Annotated in this window: 15 protein-coding genes; 11 read left to right on the top strand and 4 right to left on the bottom strand. The window is 38.0% G+C overall.

Annotation, left to right across the window (positions count from 1 at the left end):
• The first annotated feature begins 137 nt into the window (after positions 1–137).
• From secA to OLD84_RS13210, 9 genes are all read left to right on the top strand, one after another.
• Positions 138–2,654 (top strand): preprotein translocase subunit SecA, encoded by a 2,517-nt coding sequence (gene secA, locus OLD84_RS13250; protein WP_209462585.1) that lies wholly within the window; start codon positions 138–140, stop codon positions 2,652–2,654.
• Between the two features lie 124 nt (positions 2,655–2,778).
• A protein-coding gene (gene prfB / locus OLD84_RS13245; RefSeq protein WP_209462586.1) for a peptide chain release factor 2 occupies positions 2,779–3,880 on the top strand; the annotation gives its coding sequence in 2 pieces (ribosomal slippage) (positions 2,779–2,850 and positions 2,852–3,880; 1,101 coding nt in all).
• A 201-nt stretch (positions 3,881–4,081) separates the two neighbouring features.
• Positions 4,082–4,441 (top strand): cytochrome c551, encoded by a 360-nt coding sequence (cccB, locus tag OLD84_RS13240; RefSeq protein ID WP_209462587.1) that lies wholly within the window; start codon positions 4,082–4,084, stop codon positions 4,439–4,441.
• A 483-nt stretch (positions 4,442–4,924) separates the two neighbouring features.
• Positions 4,925–5,611: a cell division ATP-binding protein FtsE gene (ftsE, locus tag OLD84_RS13235; protein WP_209462588.1), complete on the top strand. Its 687-nt coding sequence runs from the start codon at positions 4,925–4,927 to the stop codon at positions 5,609–5,611.
• On the top strand, positions 5,601–6,494 hold the full coding sequence (gene ftsX, locus OLD84_RS13230; RefSeq protein ID WP_209462589.1) for a permease-like cell division protein FtsX: 894 nt from the start codon (positions 5,601–5,603) through the stop codon (positions 6,492–6,494). Before ftsE ends, ftsX begins: the two co-directional genes overlap by 11 nt.
• Positions 6,495–6,553: 59 nt before the next feature.
• Positions 6,554–7,954: a murein hydrolase activator EnvC family protein gene (locus OLD84_RS13225; RefSeq protein ID WP_209462590.1), complete on the top strand. Its 1,401-nt coding sequence runs from the start codon at positions 6,554–6,556 to the stop codon at positions 7,952–7,954.
• A gap of 162 nt (positions 7,955–8,116) precedes the next feature.
• On the top strand, positions 8,117–9,574 hold the full coding sequence (locus OLD84_RS13220) for a S41 family peptidase (RefSeq protein WP_209462591.1): 1,458 nt from the start codon (positions 8,117–8,119) through the stop codon (positions 9,572–9,574).
• Positions 9,575–9,707: 133 nt separating this feature from the next.
• The gene (locus OLD84_RS13215; protein WP_209462592.1) at positions 9,708–10,883 is read left to right on the top strand and encodes a PDZ domain-containing protein; all 1,176 of its coding nucleotides are present in this window, start codon (positions 9,708–9,710) and stop codon (positions 10,881–10,883) included.
• Between the two features lie 491 nt (positions 10,884–11,374).
• Complete coding sequence (locus OLD84_RS13210; RefSeq protein WP_245301512.1) at positions 11,375–12,418, top strand: multicopper oxidase domain-containing protein; 1,044 nt, start codon at positions 11,375–11,377, stop codon at positions 12,416–12,418.
• 85 nt (positions 12,419–12,503) lie between these two features.
• On the opposite strand, the gene OLD84_RS13205 is transcribed toward OLD84_RS13210, so the two are convergent.
• The gene (locus tag OLD84_RS13205; protein ID WP_209462594.1) at positions 12,504–12,770 is read right to left on the bottom strand and encodes a hypothetical protein; all 267 of its coding nucleotides are present in this window, start codon (positions 12,768–12,770) and stop codon (positions 12,504–12,506) included.
• Positions 12,771–12,857: 87 nt separating this feature from the next.
• Between OLD84_RS13205 and OLD84_RS13200 the strand changes: the two genes are divergently transcribed.
• Both OLD84_RS13200 and OLD84_RS13195 read left to right on the top strand, forming a co-directional pair.
• Complete coding sequence (locus tag OLD84_RS13200) at positions 12,858–13,247, top strand: endonuclease/exonuclease/phosphatase family protein (protein WP_264917206.1); 390 nt, start codon at positions 12,858–12,860, stop codon at positions 13,245–13,247.
• 22 nt (positions 13,248–13,269) lie between these two features.
• Positions 13,270–13,602 carry an endonuclease/exonuclease/phosphatase family protein gene (locus OLD84_RS13195; RefSeq protein WP_264917205.1) on the top strand — a complete coding sequence of 111 codons (333 nt, stop codon included), beginning with the start codon at positions 13,270–13,272 and terminating at the stop codon, positions 13,600–13,602.
• Between the two features lie 130 nt (positions 13,603–13,732).
• On the opposite strand, the gene OLD84_RS13190 is transcribed toward OLD84_RS13195, so the two are convergent.
• The 3 genes from OLD84_RS13190 to OLD84_RS13180 all read right to left on the bottom strand — a co-directional run bounded on the left by OLD84_RS13190 (position 13,733) and on the right by OLD84_RS13180 (position 17,807).
• Positions 13,733–14,626, bottom strand: coding sequence for a diacylglycerol/lipid kinase family protein (locus OLD84_RS13190; RefSeq protein ID WP_319961196.1), 894 nt, complete (start codon positions 14,624–14,626; stop codon positions 13,733–13,735).
• 64 nt (positions 14,627–14,690) lie between these two features.
• Positions 14,691–15,602 (bottom strand): diacylglycerol/lipid kinase family protein, encoded by a 912-nt coding sequence (locus OLD84_RS13185; protein WP_209462596.1) that lies wholly within the window; start codon positions 15,600–15,602, stop codon positions 14,691–14,693.
• Between the two features lie 630 nt (positions 15,603–16,232).
• Positions 16,233–17,807: an alkaline phosphatase family protein gene (locus OLD84_RS13180; RefSeq protein ID WP_209462597.1), complete on the bottom strand. Its 1,575-nt coding sequence runs from the start codon at positions 17,805–17,807 to the stop codon at positions 16,233–16,235.
• Positions 17,808–17,882: the final 75 nt, after the last annotated feature.

The raw sequence follows: 17,882 nt of genomic DNA, 5'->3' as shown, positions 1-17,882 counted from the left end.
GAGTCTTCTTTCGGGAAAAGATAAAGTAGGGTGAGGGAAGCAGTTGTCATCTTTGTTTGGATAGTGTTATTATTGTAATGGAGCATAAGACACTATTTTAATGTATAATTTTTGAATTAATTGAGGAGCGTTTTGCAATGGCTGGGTTATTGACAAAGATATTTGGTGATGGAAACCAAAAACAGCTTAATAGAATACAAAAAAAAGTTGACCAGATAGAAGCTTTGGAAACGGATATAAAAAAGTTATCCAATTCAGGGCTTCAAAAAAAGACAGAAGAATTTAAAGAACGATACGCTAATGGTGAAAGTTTGGATGATATACTTGCTGAGGCGTTTGCAGTTGTTCGTGAGGGAGCAAATCGTGTATTAGGTATGCGGCCATTTCCTTCGCAGCTCGTAGGTGCAGTAGCCCTTCATCAAGGGAATATCGCTGAGATGAAAACAGGAGAAGGTAAGACGTTAGCTTCCACAATGCCGGCATATTTAAATGCAATATCCGGTAAGGGTGTTCATATCATCACAGTGAATGATTACCTGGCAGATCGTGATGCAAGAGAGATGGGGGAGCTTTATCAATTTCTAGGATTAACGGTTGGTCTAAATGGTAATGGCTTGTCGAAAGAAGAAAAGAGAGAAGCATATAATTGTGACATTACGTATGGTACAAACAATGAATATGGATTTGATTACCTGAGGGATAACATGGTGTTGTACAAAGAACAAATGGTACAGCGACCATTGAATTTCGCGATTATTGATGAAGTTGACTCGATCTTAATTGATGAAGCAAGAACACCATTAATTATATCAGGATCCGCACAAAAGTCAGCATCTCTATACCAAGGTGCAGATGGTTTCGTTAGTACCCTTTCACAAGAGACTGATTATACGTACGATGAAAAGACAAAAGGGGTTCAGCTTACGGAAGAAGGTATTAATAAAGCTGAACGCTATTTTAAAATTGAAAACCTATTCGACCTTGATAATGTTTCGCTTATCCATCATATAAACCAAGCATTAAAGGCACATGCATCCATGCATAGAGATACGGATTATGTAATAGAAGAGGACGAAGTAGTTATTGTGGACCAATTCACAGGTCGACTTATGAAAGGTCGTCGCTATAGTAATGGTTTACATCAGGCAATTGAAGCCAAAGAAGGATTGCAGATTCAAAATGAAAGTATGACATTGGCTTCCATTACGTTCCAAAACTTCTTTAGAAAGTATAATAAACTTTCTGGGATGACTGGTACTGCAAAGACAGAAGAATCGGAATTCCGAAACATCTATAATATGGATGTAATTGCCATTCCAACGAATGAGACCATCATACGTGATGATAGGGCAGATATGATTTATAAAACAACGCAGGGTAAGTTTCAAGCAGTTGTGAATGATATTAAAGAGCGATATAATGCAGGTCAACCAGTTCTGGTTGGTACAGTTGCTGTTGAAACATCAGAAATTATTTCTCAGCTATTGAAAAAAGCAGGAGTAAAACATAATGTATTAAATGCGAAAAACCATTTTCGTGAAGCAGAGATTATCGAAAATGCTGGTCAAAAATCCGCTGTAACGATTGCAACAAATATGGCAGGTCGTGGTACGGATATTAAATTAGGCTCTGGCGTTAAGGATGCTGGTGGCCTTGCTGTTTTTGGTACAGAGCGACATGAATCACGACGGATTGATAATCAGCTGCGTGGTCGTTCTGGTCGACAAGGAGATCCTGGTGTGACTCAATTTTACTTATCAATGGACGATGACTTAATGCGCCGTTTTGGTTCCGATAATTTACGGTCAATGATGGAGCGCTTAGGTATGGAAGATGATCAACCAATTGAAAGTAAAATGGTCTCACGGGCTGTGGAATCTGCTCAAAAGCGAGTAGAAGGAAATAACTTCGATGCACGTAAACAAGTACTTTCATACGATGATGTTCTTCGTGAGCAGCGCGAAATTATTTATAAACAGCGATTTGAAGTTATCGATGCCGATGAAAATCTTCGTGAAATAGTTGAAAACATGATTCAATCGACACTTAATCGTGTTGTGGCAACACATACACAGGATGATGATGAAGATAATTGGGACTTACAATCGATTATTGAATACGCACACGGTAATCTATTGGAACCAGAAGATATCTCAGTAGATGATATTACTGGAAAAGAACCCGAAGAAATCAATGCATTCATTATGGAAAAAGTTCGTACAAGCTATGATGCAAAAGAGGAAGAACTATCAGAAGATCAAATGCGTGAATTTGAAAAAGTTATTTTACTGCGAACAGTAGATACAAAATGGATGGACCATATTGATCAAATGGAACAGCTCCGTCAAGGGATCCACCTACGGGCATATGGGCAAAATGATCCATTGCGTGAATATCAATTTGAAGGCTTTTCGATGTTTGAAGTGATGATTGAGAATATTGAAGAAGAAGTTGCCAAATACGTAATGAAAGCAAAAATTCGTGATAATCTACAACGAGAAGAAGTAGTAAAAGATACCCAGGCAGTCTCAGGTGGCCAGGAAGAAAAGAAAAAAGTGCGTAAACCACATATAAAAAAGCATAATGTTGGCCGAAATGAACCATGTCCATGTGGCAGTGGTAAAAAATATAAAAATTGTCATGGCGCCGCCTAAAAAAACTGGCTAATCGTACGGATTTGAACAGATAACTGAAATGGGTGAGAACACTTCCAAGAAAGGGAGTGTTTTCATTAAACGTAAAAGACATATAATAATAAATTCAGTTGAGGTGAAATGGATGGAAATGGTAGATATTAGAAATGAATTGGATAAAATGAGCACACGAATTGAAGACTTTAGGGGGTCACTTTGACTTAGATGATAAAAGGGCTCGCATTAAAGAATTAGAAATGGAAATGACGGTTCCGGAATTTTGGAATGACCAGGAACATGCTCAAAAAGTTATCAACGAAGGTAACGGGTTAAAAAGTTATGTGTATAAGTTCGATGAGATTGATAATCGTTTAGGTGATTTAGAGGTATCTTATGAACTTGTGAAAGAGGAAGAAGATCAGGAGTTATTTGATGAACTGGATTCAGAAATAAAAAGTTTAATGAAGGAAGTAAATGATTTTGAATTACAAATGCTGTTAAGTGAACCTTATGATGCGAATAACGCAATACTTGAGCTTCACCCTGGTGCTGGAGGAACAGAATCGCAGGACTGGGCAAGCATGCTACTTCGCATGTATCAACGTTGGGCTGAAGGTAAAAACTTCAAAATAGAGACACTGGATTATTTACCAGGCGACGAAGCTGGAGTTAAAAGTGTGACGTTATTAATTAATGGGCCTAATGCTTATGGCTACTTAAAAGCAGAAAAAGGGGTTCATCGATTGGTGCGTATATCCCCGTTTGACTCATCGGGACGTCGTCACACTTCTTTCGTGTCCTGTGAAGTTTTACCGGAAATAACCGATGATGTGGATATAGAAGTGAAAACAGAAGATATTAAGATAGATACCTATCGTGCAAGTGGTGCAGGTGGGCAGCATGTAAATACAACGGACTCGGCAGTAAGAATGACGCACATTCCAACTGGCATTATTGTAACGTGTCAGAACGAAAGATCCCAAATTAAGAATCGTGAAGTTGCGATGAAGATGCTGAAGTCGAAATTGTATCAAAAAGAAATAGAGCGTCAGCAACAAGAGCTTGATGATATTCAGGGAGAACAAAAGGAGATTGGCTGGGGTAGTCAAATTCGCTCCTATGTATTGCATCCCTATTCAATGGTAAAAGATCACCGAACGAATAAGGAAGTTGGAAATACGCAGGCCGTTCTGGATGGTGGTATAGGCTCATTTATTGATTCATTTTTACGTTCACAAATGAATTAGTTTAACAAACCGAAAAGGTATTACAGCTCAGTAGCTATAAAAGTTACTAAATTGACACAAATTACCAAAGGCATTGCGCCACTTGCATTTTACTTCGCTTGCACGCTTATTTTCATGTTTTATTTAGTATTAAAAAAGGAATAAAAGGGTTATACTAGGTTTGATATTCTTTACAATTAACGAATGAAGGGGTGTTTTAAGTTGAAAAAATGGTTATTCACACTATTATTTAGTTCATTTCTAGTGCTCGGCGCATGCGGAGGCGGCGGAGATGACGATGGTGCAACAGAAGATCCAGCAGACAATGGGGATAATGGCACGGAAGAGGGCGCATCCGTTGATACTGCTCAAGCTGAAGAAATTTATGAAAGTAATTGTGCGGCTTGTCACGGTGCGGACCTATCTGGCGGCGCTGGCCCAGGGTTAACAGAAGCAGGTGCAACCTATTCAGCTGAAGAAATCAAGGATATTGTTAACAATGGCATGGGAAGCATGCAACCTGTTGATGTTCCTGAGGATGAATTAGACGAACTTGCAACATGGTTAGCAGGAATGGAATAAACGTAAATACCTACTATAAAAACCCGACTCACAATAATGTGAGTCGGGTTTTTTGTCGTTTATCGTAATTTAACAGACGGACCCAACGAAGCAAAGTTATGCTTTTTTCCATAATAATGCAATTTCCCCTATATTATTACAAAAATAATCAAATTGAAATACAAATGTAATAATATTGTGTCCAAAAAACCTGTAGAAAAATGTTATACTGTAAAAGGAATTATTGAGATTACATAATTAGAAATGTGCGCATGTTTTAACATGCTACAAATTTGCCTAGCAGTCCGAATACACATAGGCTCCTCGAAAATACATACACAATCACGCACGAAGATGTAACAGTGCTTAAGATTTCCTTATCCTACGGGAATCCTGGCAGTGAAGCCAAATTGATATATGGTACGAGCGAGCCGCAAACTATACGAAATAGACAATAGATTTTAGACAACTAGGAATAACAACAAATACAAAGGTGATAGATATATGATATTAATGAAAGATGTACATAAAACCTATGCCAATGGAGTTAGTGCTCTAAGTGGTGTAAATATTGATATAAAACAGGGTGAATTCACCTATATTGTTGGCCCTAGTGGCGCTGGTAAGTCAACATTTATACGGTTAATATATAGAGAAGTAAAACCAACAGATGGTTCTATTATTGTCAATGACATTGACTTGAGTACAATAAAAGAAAAAAGGGTCCCTTATTTACGAAGAGATGTAGGTGTGATTTTCCAAGACTTTAAGTTGTTGCCAAAACTAACAGTCTATGAAAATGTTGCTTTTGCTTTAGAAGTCATTGAGGAAACTCCTCGCAATATTCGAAAACGTGTGATGGACGTATTGGAACTCGTCGGCTTAAAAAACAAAGCCCGGTTTATTCCTGATGAATTATCAGGCGGGGAGCAACAGCGTGTATCGATCGCGCGTGCTATCGTAAATAATCCGAAAATAGTCATTGCTGACGAGCCGACTGGAAACTTGGATCCTGATACATCCTGGGAAATTATGAAGACATTTGAAGAGATTAATACAAAAGGAACAACCGTTATCATGGCCACTCATAGTAGGGAAATAGTAAATACGATAAAAAAACGTGTGATTGCTATTGAAGATGGTCTAATTGTTAGAGATGAAGTCCGGGGTGAATACGGCTATGAAGTTTAGAACACTAACAAGACATTTACGTGAAGGGATAAGAAATATAGGACGAAATGGTTGGATGACAGTTGCCTCTGTAGGTGCAGTGACGATGACCTTAGTTTTAGTTGGTGTGTTTCTTGCATTAATGCTCAACTTAAACCAAATGGCATCCAATATTGAAGATGATGTTGAAATGACTACACTAATCGACCCGACATTAAACGAAGAGAACATCACCACATTAGGTGATGAGATAGAAGAAATTAATAGTGTTGAATCTGTTGTATTTTCATCAAAAGATGAACAATTAGAACAATTAGTTGAAAGCATGGGAGAAGAGGGGGAATCATGGGGATTATTTGAACAGGACAACCCGTTAAATCATGCTTACGTTGTAAGAGCAGTAAATCCAGAAGAAACGATGAACGTGGCTTCGAATATTGAAGAACTTGAAGGTGTCCAGGAAGTGGAATTCGGACAAGATGTTGTACAACAATTATTCGAGTTTAATCAATATGCTCGAGTGATTGGCCTAGTATTAATTATCGGACTGGTATTTACAGCAATATTCCTTATATCTAACACAATAAAAATCACAATCATGGCTCGGAGTACGGAGATAGGTATTCAAAAACTAGTAGGGGCAAAAAATAGCTTTATCAGGTGGCCCTTTTTTATAGAAGGAATGTTACTTGGAATATTAGGTTCTATTATTCCGATCACCGTGATCCTGACAGGATACTATTATTTAGATGCTAATATTAGCGGACAAATAAGCTACGGATTTGTAGAACTGTTACCATTTAATCCATTTGCATGGCAACTTTCTATCCTTATTCTAGCGATAGGTACATTCATTGGCGTTTGGGGAAGTGTAATGAGTGTACGTAAATTTTTGAAAGTATAGTAGGGAAACTGAAAGAAAAATAGAAAAATGAGTTTGTACAGAGGGAAGGGGAAACGAGGATGAAAAAGATAGGTTTAGGTATTATTAGCGCAGCTCTGGCAATAATACTAAGTTTAGTGAATTTTGGATCGGTTTCTGCCGAATCAATTAGTGATTTAGAGAAAGAAATTAACGAATTAGAGGATGAACAGGGTAACCTTGAAGATGAAAAAGGAAATCTAGAAAGTGATAAAGAACAAATCGAAGAAGAAATAAATGAAAATAAAGATGAACAAAGCACGGTGAACAATGAAATTAGTGATATTGAAAGCCAGTTATCCGAAACACAGACTGATATTCAATCAAAAGAAACGGAGATTGATGAAACAAATCAGGAAATTGAAGATATAGACAACCGAATAGAAGAATTAAAAGATGAGATTGTTATTTTAGAGGATCGTATACAAGAACGTGATGAGTTACTAAAAGACCGTCTTCGTTCGATTCAAAAAAACGGTGGTGGAATGCATTACTTGGAAGTGATTTTAGGCTCTCAAAGTTTTGGTGATTTTATTAACAGGTCTTCTGCAGTAAATGTCATCATGGATCAGGATAAATCGATTATGGAGGCACATAATGCGGACAAGCTAGCCTTGGAAGAAAATAAAAATGAAGTGGAAACAAAGCTTGTTGAAGCAGAAGAAACAAAAGCTGCTTTAGAAAGCCAGAAAGAAGAGTTGGTAGCACTAGAAAGCCAATTGGATGATCAAATGGACGAACGAGAAACATTAATGGCAGAGCTAGAAGAAGAGCATGGTGAATTGGAAGAAAAAATGCTCACACAGGAAGAAGAACAAGAAGTAATACGTGCAGAAGAAGAAGCAAATAGAAAAGCGATCGAATTAGCACAGAATGAAAAAAGTGAACTGGAACAATTAGCGAAGGAAAAAGAACGTGAAAAAGAAAGAGCAGCTCAAGCTGAACAAGAGAAAGCAGAAGAAGAAGAATCCGGTTCAAATGATGATTCTGGTTCCGGTAATTCAGTCGTAGCATCTACAACAAATTCTGGTGGTGGGAATGGTAAATTTAGCATGCCTGCATCAGGAGGCCTAACGGATACTTTTGGAATGAGGGATTCCCATCCTATACATGGAGATGCGCGAATGCATAATGGCATTGACCTTGGAACTCCAATAGGCACTACACTCAGAGCTGCTGCAGACGGAGTCGTGAGCACAGCCGGAACGCAAGGTGGCTTTGGAAATGTAATTATAATTTCCCACTCGATTAATGGTCAAAGTTATACAACCGTTTATGCACATTTAAGCAGTATGTCTGTTTCGAGCGGGCAAACAGTGAGTGAAGGGCAAACGATTGGAGCAACAGGAAACACAGGTAACTCTACTGGGCCACATTTGCATTTTGAAATACATAAAGGTGGTTATGGAAATCCTGTAAACCCACTACCACTTATGAAATAAAAATAAATGTCCGATAAAAAAGGCATCTACCATTACGGTGTGATGCCTTTTTACAATAGTAAAAAGGTTACAATTACATAAATTAAAAGTCAAAACCATAGTCATTAGAGTAAGATAATGGTATGCTTTTTTATAGGATAAACGTTATTAAGAGGTGAGTAAATGAATCTGAAAAAGTCACATATAATCATTATTTTGCTTACGGCAATTGTTCTGGGCTTTGGCGGCGCATATGCTGGTGTTAAATATGCACAAGCCGATGGTGCGGGACAGGAAGTTCCTGAAGCATTACACGGTATGATAGGTGAGGGAACGGAAGAAGATTCACCTGAAACGATGCAAAAGGTTGGTCAGGCATTTAATGTAATTAAGCAAAATTATGTAGATGACGTAGAAGACCAACAATTAATTGAGGGTGCTATTGAAGGAATGCTGTCAACCCTGGAAGATCCACATACTTCTTATATGGATATTGAAATGATGGGACAATTTAATGAACAGATCGAGTCTTCTTTTGAAGGTATAGGCGCCGAGGTAAGTATGGAGAATGAGATGGTAACCATCATATCTCCCATTAAAGATTCTCCAGCAGAAGAGTCTGGATTACGTCCAAATGACCAGGTGTTATCAGTTGACGGCGAGAGTCTGACTGGGTTGAATTTAAATGAAGCTGTTGCTAAAATACGCGGCGAAAAAGGGTCAGAAGTCGTTTTGGAAATTCAACGATCAGGTGCCTCCGATTCATTTGAGGTGACGATTGTCCGTGATGAAATTCCAGTTGAAACTGTTTATAGCAGTATGGAAACGATTGATGGCAACGAAACTGGAATTCTGGAAATAACCAATTTCTCTGAGAATACCGGAACAGAATTTGAAGAACAACTAGAAATGCTCGAAAATGAAGACATGGAAGGTTTAGTAATCGATGTACGTGGAAATCCTGGTGGTCTCCTTAACATCGTTGAAGATATTCTTTCATTGTTTATACCTGAGGATCAACCTTATTTACAGATAGAAGATAAAGACGGAGAGAGAACGCCGTTTTATTCTCAACTCCAAGAAACAAAAGAATATCCGATAAGCGTGATAATTGATGAGGGAAGTGCTTCAGCATCTGAAATTCTGGCAGTTGCACTACAGGAAATGGGTTATGATGTTGTTGGACAACCGAGCTTTGGAAAAGGAACCGTTCAGCAAGCTGTCCCAATGGGAGATGGAAGTTCGATTAAGCTTACAACAGATAAATGGCTTTCTCCGGATGGCGAATGGATAGATGAAACGGGTGTTGAGCCGACGATCGAAGCTTCTCAACCTGATTATTTTTACACCAATCCAATCCAAGTTGAAGAACCTTTAACATATGATCAAATAGATGAAGACATTGAAAATATTCAAATTATGCTTATGGGGTTAAACTACGACACTGGACGTTCGGATGGCTACTTCAGTGAAGAAACGGAAACGGCTGTAAGTGAATTTCAGGCAGATAATGACCTGGAAGTAACTGGAGAAGTTGACTCCGATACAGCTGGTACGATTGAGACGAACGTAGTAGAAAAAATTCGTAATGGTGAAGATGACCTCCAGTTGGAAAAAGCGTTAAGCGAATTGTATCAATAAGTTTTAGGTCCGCGAGTATTGCTCGCGGACTTTCATCTGTTATAATAATTTCCAGTAAATGAAGCAGGAAATAATTCGACAAATATCGAATAGTATTAATAGATAGAGAAGCGTTTTCTGGAAGGTGATAATAATGACAGAAGCATGGGGAATAGAAATAGCGTCAGGAATTGGAAAATTATTTTTAAATCCATTATTGTATTGGGCTTTACTATTAACAGCATTCGCAGGGTATAAGCGGATTAAAAGAGAACGAATGGATTTTGGTATTAAGGTATTTGATATTTTTTCAGAATGGAAAAATACCTGGATTACGTCGATTATTGTTGGTATTATTATTTCTATTATTGCATTAGGAGCAGGTTTAGTCTTCACATATGAAACGATCCTCTTGTTAAGTTTGGTCGTCATCCTGCTAAGTATAACGACAAAATTCACGATGCTGTCAGCAAGTTATACGATAGGGATTACATATTTATTACTTTTGTTCCTACCATTTGTTTTGCAAGACCAAACATATATAGATGCTGACTTATTTACGTCTGTTAACTTCACGGGATTAAGTCTTTTATTAGGGATCTTCTTACTGGTGGAAGCGATAAACCTTGGTCGCATAAAGCGTAATGAAACATTTCCTGAGCTAGTTATTGGAAATCGCGGGGGATGGATTGGTCGTCATCATATTAAAAAGCTAAGTATCATTCCATTTTTTATATTGGTGCCAGCCGGAATGATTACACCAATTGCCCCGTTTTGGCCTTATTTTTCATTAGGGGATGAAACGTATAGTCTTTTGCTTGTGCCATTTATAATTGGGTTTGATCATGTAGTTAAAGGAAGCTTGCCACAAAATACAGCAATTAGACTGGCTGCATATGTTTTAGTTCTAGGCTTAATCGTAATCGCTTTAGCAATTGGTAGTATTTTCGTATCTTGGTTATCACTTGTGGCAGTGTTATTCGCTTTATTAGGTAGGGAATTTATAAAATATAGGCAGCGCATGAATGATCGTTTAGGACGTGCCTATTTTCATCAAACCGATCATGGATTAAAAATACTCGGACTAATACCTGGAACGCCAGCAGAGAGGCTTGATATTCTTGTGGGAGAAACAATTGTAAAAGTTAATGGAATAAAAATCAGTAGTGTTCATGAGTTTTACCAATCCCTACAAGCTAGTGGGGCATCTTTTAAATTAGGCGTCCTGGATGATGCAGGTGAAATCAGATTTGTCCAAAGTGCTTTGTATGAGGGGGATCATCATAAATTAGGTATTATTTTTCCCACAGATCCTTATAGGAAAAAGTAATAGTTGCGAAAAAGCAGCAACGCATCGGTAATGATGTGTTGTTGCTTTTTTAACTAGCCTGCCTTTATTTTTGCAGGATCGCCGTGAGATATAAACATTATTTTGGGAAATGCAATGGATGGTGTGCGTAGTATTCTTCATTTGTTATTATAACGCTAGAATTCAAAGTTACCAATCCAGGCTAAAAGTCTCTCTTTTGAAAATAAAAATAGCATTAATTGTGAAATAAATCACAATTTAAATCAATTTAAAAATGCGATGTTAACACTATTACAAAGGTTAATACTATATTTACTAACGTCAAAGATTGTTCATAAATTAACGAATAAACGTGATTTGAATCACAGGGTATAAAGTAGTAGTAAACTACAATATAAGTAAGAGATAAGGTAGAACATTCAATCAGTTAAGCATATACACGAAATAATACCGAAGATTGGATGGAAGCATTTTTAAACTTATCTCAACTAAAAAATGGAGAGGTGAGTAAGTTGTTTAAAAAACTAAACTTTATTCTAATTGTCGGTATTATTGCAACTGTTTTGCTGTTGACTGCTTGTGGTGAAGATGTGAATAGGGAAGCGGAAGTATCAGAAGACCAAGCAGAAGATGCGGTCGAAACGGTAAGTGCTGAAGAAGAAGCCCCAGAAGTAATTGGATCCCATGAAGATTTGAACCAGGAACCAGTTCCGTTGGAAGTAGAACGTGATGGGTCAGATGTATATGTTAAGATGACGGCACAAATAACGGATATTGAAATTGAAGAAGGCTATAATTATAAAGCATGGACATTTAATGGGGAAGCGCCAGGTCCACTTGTTGAAGTAAATGAAGGGGACACCATCCACTTTACATTAGACAACTTGGATCCAGCAATACCACACAGTATGGATTTTCATGCAGTACACACAGCACCAGATAAGGGGTTTGCTGATGTAGCACCAAATGAAGAAGGGAGATTTTCTTATAAAGCAGACAATCCTGGAGTATTCATGTATCACTGTGGAACAGACCCAGTTCTTTCTCACATTGCAAATGGTATGCATGGCGTAATTATCGTACATCCAGATGATGGTTATCCAACAGATGACGAAGTGGATGAAGAATACGTCATTATTCAAAACGAATGGTATAGATACAATGACTTAGACGATATGACAAATAATGAACCTTCTCAAGTCGTTTTCTCTACAAAAGCACTTGAGGAAGGACAGGCAAATACAAATGGTGTCATTGGAGCATTGCAAGACGAACCTTTAGAAGCAAATGTAGGCGACAAAGTTCGATTCTATGTAAATAACGTAGGTCCGAATGAAGTGAGTTCATTCCACGTTATTGGGACGCTATTTGATGATGTTTACTTGGACGGAAATCCAGCAAATCACTTGGAAGGAATGCAGACAGTAATGTTACCAACAAGTGGTGGGGCTGTTGTTGAATTCACGGTAACAGAAGAAGGCGAATATCCATTCGTAACCCATCAGTTTAAGCATGCAACGAAAGGGGCCATGGGCGTTATTAATGTAACAGAGTAACAGTTTTAAAAAGCTTTCTATCCAGTATGGGTAGAAAGCTTTTTTAGCGCCATGTAATTGAATACTATTGTAATTCCAGACTAAATTATAATTGATTCATGTTATCCATTTGTTGTTGTGTTTCTTCTACTCCACCTTGTGAGGGAGTTATTGTATGCTGAGAATCTTGGTTATTGATCATATTCTGTAAGGGTTGTCTTATTTCTTGGATAGTTGGATTATTCATTGCATTAGAAAATATTTTAGGCAATCGCTGAAATGTTCCATTTTGAACCCCTCTTGTAATACCGTAAATAGCACTGACTGCACCGATAGTTATTAATGAATTCAACATAACTTGACGGTTATCCATAATATTCCACACCCTTTTATTTTTTCTACCTGTTTCGTTTTAGTATTCGATTATTAAATGAAATTATTCGGATATGTTAGGAGTACATTGAAAGAGAAAGGTGACTATTTTGTGGAAATGAAGGTCATGACTTATAACATTCGCCACGGTAAGGGGAAGGATAAACAACTAGACTTATACAGAATAGCTGAGGTTATAAAAAGAAGTGATGCTGCAATTATTGGTATTAATGAAATTGATCGCTATTATTCCCGGAGTCTACATATCGATCAACCCAATTGGCTTGCTAGGGAGTTGGACATGGACTATGCCTTCGCTCCGTCGCTATCTTTACCGCCAAAACACTATTCCGAACTTCGACAATATGGTAATGCTATCTTGTCTCGTTATCCAATTATAAGCAAAAAACGTATCCGTTTGAAGTTAAATCACGTCTTATCGAAGGAAGACCGATACTTGACTCCACTATTCAAATAAATGAAAAGTTGTACAACTAAATGTGAGCCATTTAAGTCTTAACCCGTATATTCATCGTCTTCAAACAGATTTTTTGATAAATCAGGTCAATGACTATACGCACCCAGTTATTATTATGGGGGATTTTAATATGAAGTCTGGTTCAGGTGGATGGAAGAAGATGACCAGTGAGTTTCAAGATGTTTGGCATCTTGCAGGAGATGGAAAGGGAAGTACCTATCCATCACTACAACCTAGGTCAAGATTAGACTACATATTTGTAAGTCCTAGTGTGAAGGTTCTTGAAGCAAATGTTGTAACTAGCATACCAAAAGCATCTGATTCTTTACCGTTAAAAGCACATTTATCTATTTAAAAGGTCTTTTATCGCAGTTTAACGGGCAGGCCGACTAAATACGGCGCGTCCTGGAGATGCGCGTGAATGCTCGTCCCACCGAAAATCATTTGGGACTGTGCGTCGCCTCCCCACTGAATGAAGTTTTGCTTTACAATACGTATAAGTTTGATTTGGCGATCTTTACGTTAAAGGGTGTTTCACCAATAATCTCGCCGTCTCCGTGTGCTATCATAGACGCGTTTGATAATACTTCCAGTTTCTCTCCTTTTAGCGTTGTAACAGAGGGGTGGTTAATATGTTTTCCTTTAAAAACGGAAGGGAATATTTTTAAAAGTTTCCACCTTGATATTCCTTTAATAATACAAATATCAAAAAGTTGATCATTGTTTTTAGCATCTGGACAAATCATCATTCCCCCAGCATAAAAAGGAGAATTAGCAATAGCAATTAACCACACTTTTTGATGGGAGGTTTTCTGTGAATCAATATGTAAATCGACGCTGGTTGGTTTATAATAGAGCAAAACTTTCAATACATTAATGATATAAGGGATACTTCCCATTCTTATTGCATTCATTATTTTTTTGTTTTTTGTCTTGTTCGATTCCTGAGCCACCTGTCCGTCAAATCCTATACCTGCTATAGTGGCAAAATATTTATCGTTAATATGCCCGACATCAACCACCTTCTGCTCATCCTTTAAAATTCGTTTTATAGCTTGATCGTAATTTAGTGGTATGCGCATACCTCTGCAAAAATCATTTCCTGACCCAGCCGGAATAATTCCTAATGGTATACTCGATCCTATTAATCCATTAATTACTTCATGAATCGTACCATCCCCACCTATTGCGACGACAGCCTTTGCTTCTTGCCGCTGCACAATATCATGAGCAAATTCAGTAGCGTGATTAGAATACTTCGTAAAACGTACACGATAATGAATTCCCTTTTGCTGAAGTGTATTCTTCGTATGCTGCCAAATTTTCAGAGCTCTCCCATTACCTGCAGCTTCATTTACAATAACACAATACAAAGCCATCACCTATTTATGTTTTATTAAAAATATCGCCTTCTTGTGCTTTAAATATACTCTATTTGCATAATTAGTTTTCTTTTAAAGCAGTAAATACATGGAAATGATGGGGAAGAACGTTAAATTCTTTACTTGTGACTTTCGTTTGTTCGCCATCAAGATTTACGAAGCATGATTCAGGAATTGTAAAGGAACCTGAATTTACCTGGGAATAGGTAAGGGGTGTGTTGCTATCTGTCATATGGAGCATTTTTCTCAGCAAAGCTATTAGTAGTTTAAATCGATTGGTTCTTTTACATGTAAGCAGGTGGAGGTGTCCTTCTTTAAGCGGTGTTGTTGTATCAATTAGTTGTTCCAATGGCCCTATAGAATTCCCGCTCATAATGATGAAGATAGATAGGTCAGAAAATTGCTGGTTCAAAGGAACATTGATTGAAATGCTTGCTGGTTGCTTTGTAAATAGTAATGTTTTGATCAAACAAAGACTATAGGCAAATTCACCAAAATAGGTTTTCAGGATAGGAGAGGCTTTGTATGTAATATCTGTCAACCACCCCGCTCCTGCAATATTTGCAAAGTAATCGTCACCGATTTTTCCGATATCAATGGTTTTTGTTTTTCCCCTTTCAATAATAGTTAAGACTTCCTCAATGTTACAAGGCATTCCGATGATCTTTGCAAATTCATTGCTCGTACCAAATGGAAAAATTCCTAATTTCGGTCGATAAGCTTGTTTCGCCAGGTATTGAATTGTATGATTCACTGTCCCATCACCACCAGCAATAAAAATAGCATCCCATTTATATTCGCATGCTATTTTCACTGGATTATCCCTGTTATCCTCTAACATAGATTGTTGGACCGTTACGTTATAACCAATGTCTGATAGCTTATCTATGATAAGGTCGATCGATTTATGGTTTTTCTTATTTCCTGATTCAGGATTGAAAATTATTAAAGCTTGTTTATATGTTTTATTCATAACAAAACCTCTGTTTCGATCCATACTATAGGTGATGTCGATTCTTTTTCTAAGGCGCTTTTCGTACGTATTGGGACTGCGTTTACTCGTCCCGCCGAAGACAATTGTTGCTTTTAAACCGCCGCAGTTTATATAAAAGGCGACGCAGTGACAATTTCTTTTGCAAACGCTAGTTGAGAGCAGGGATTCGCTACGGAAACACATTTCGCTTTCCGCGGGCGGCTGGTGAGCCTCCTCGTGCTACGCACTGTGGGGTCTCACCGAGGCCTTCCCTCCCGCAGGAGTCTTCATGTGTTTCCTCCGCTGATTCAGATGATCCTGCAACTTCATCAAAAAAATTATATTGCTTAATTATATAACAAATATACATGCACTCTTATGAAGGTTGATTGGAGCGGAGTACAGTCGACCCCAGCACGAGTCTGAAGCCCCCGCAGAGTGGTTTTCTCGAGGCAGGTTAAGTTCGCGACGTCCTGTCGCAACACCTGCACTAGCACGTCCTGTGCGTCGAAGGCTGAGGCCGTGCCCGTGGAAAGCGACTGTACGCAGCGGCAATCAACCTGGTAAATTACGTTGTCTTTTATAAATTTTGTGTCAAAAACTTTAGTAAAAAGCCTTTTCCTTCCTTTTTTAATCACTGGTTAGTTCAAGTATCCAGTCTTTAAAATTTACGATGCGTTTATGTTCAGGTTCGATGTCAGTTCCGGTTGTAATCAGCGGGGTAAGGGAATCTTGTTCATGTAATGAACCGTGTCCGCCACCACCAAGATGGGTAGGAGAATAATCGCCAATGAATTCATGACCAGGCTTAGCATCGACGATTAGATAACGGCCATCATGAGAGTGAAGCGCCCCATATAAACGGGCAAGTCCATCGGGATAATCCCCATATTCTATTCTGTTTTCCCCTTTAACAGAGAAATCCAATATGGAAAAGTCGCCACTTAAATCCCATTCCTGATTATATTCATCCACATATTGTCCTTGTGGTTTGAAAGTCAGCTGATCATCTGAGTCTGGTGATATAACATGATTCCCACGCTCGTCTTCCCATGCGATAAAACCAATTCTGTCATCTTCAATTAAATGGGAAGCCATTTCTGTATAACCTATTTCATCATCTAACAGATTTATATATGCCATACGTGAATTGACAGCAAGGACAACTTGATCTTCACTACGAATGGGGTCTCCTAAACTTGAAAGCTCGTAAGTATCTGACAGTGAATTTAAATCGATTAACGCTTTTGACTCATCCTTTTCAATGTGAGAATGGCCACTATCCCCGTACACGATAAATATTACTTCTTCCAGTGCTTCCTCCCAGGTGGGGTATTCATTTAAAAGTTCTTGTAAATGTTTGTCGATTTCTTCAATTCCTTCTATATCCATTCGCCCCTCTTCATGAACCCGCTGATCAAGATCAGAGAAATAGGCTAGTGTAAAGGAAAGTAGGGTGTCATTTTGAATAAGGTACTTCAGTTCATTGGCAGTAAAGGTATCGTTAATCCCTAGTTTTTGCCAAAAATTATTGTGACGATTATTTTCAGGATTAAATTGTGATAAGCTGCCAACTGATAATAGGGAAGGTCCATTGACACTTACTTCACCGGACAAGAGATTAAATGCAGGGAGTATTCTCGGAATCTCTAGGCTATGACTTTGATTTCCTCGATAGATCAGCCCATTTAGTGAAGCAGAATTCATCTGTCTTTCATCCAATTTTTCAAATATGGTGTTGACATTTTCACTTAAATGCTCCTGGTTTAAATTGTAAACAGTGTCGTGCAAGATGTTCTTAAAACCAAGGTTGTAGGCTTCCATTACACTGCTGCCATAGTTTATTAGGCGATTATCTTCTTTATTAAACCAGGCAAGTGCTGGAATACGATGCTGATCAGGGTAAGTACCGGTTAACAATGTGCTATCAATTGAGACAGACATGGTAGGATACGAACTTACTATTTCAGGCAAATAGTTTCCATTTGCAGCTAAATATTCGAGAGCAGGCGCCTTTCCCTCTTCAATAGCTTTTTGTAAAGGTTCGTCCATTAAGGAGTCGACAAGTAAAAATACAACAGGTTTAGAAGAAGGGTTTAATGATTGATCTTCTATGTCCTTTGTCGGAGTAGCTATACCGTACCAGTTAATGACAGCTAAGATTAGAATAAAGGCGATGAACGCAATAACTAATTTTTTTATCATACCAAGATCATCCTTAAGGTGATATTTATACATAATAAGACCAGTATTAGTATGGTTAAAATAGTCAGTTTTATG

This window comes from Virgibacillus natechei (genome assembly GCF_026013645.1).
GTDB classification, from domain to species: Bacteria; Bacillota; Bacilli; order Bacillales; family Amphibacillaceae; genus Virgibacillus_L; species Virgibacillus_L natechei.
The sequence above is the reverse complement of the archived record's forward strand: the minus strand, read 5'-3'. Positions and strand labels throughout refer to the sequence as shown.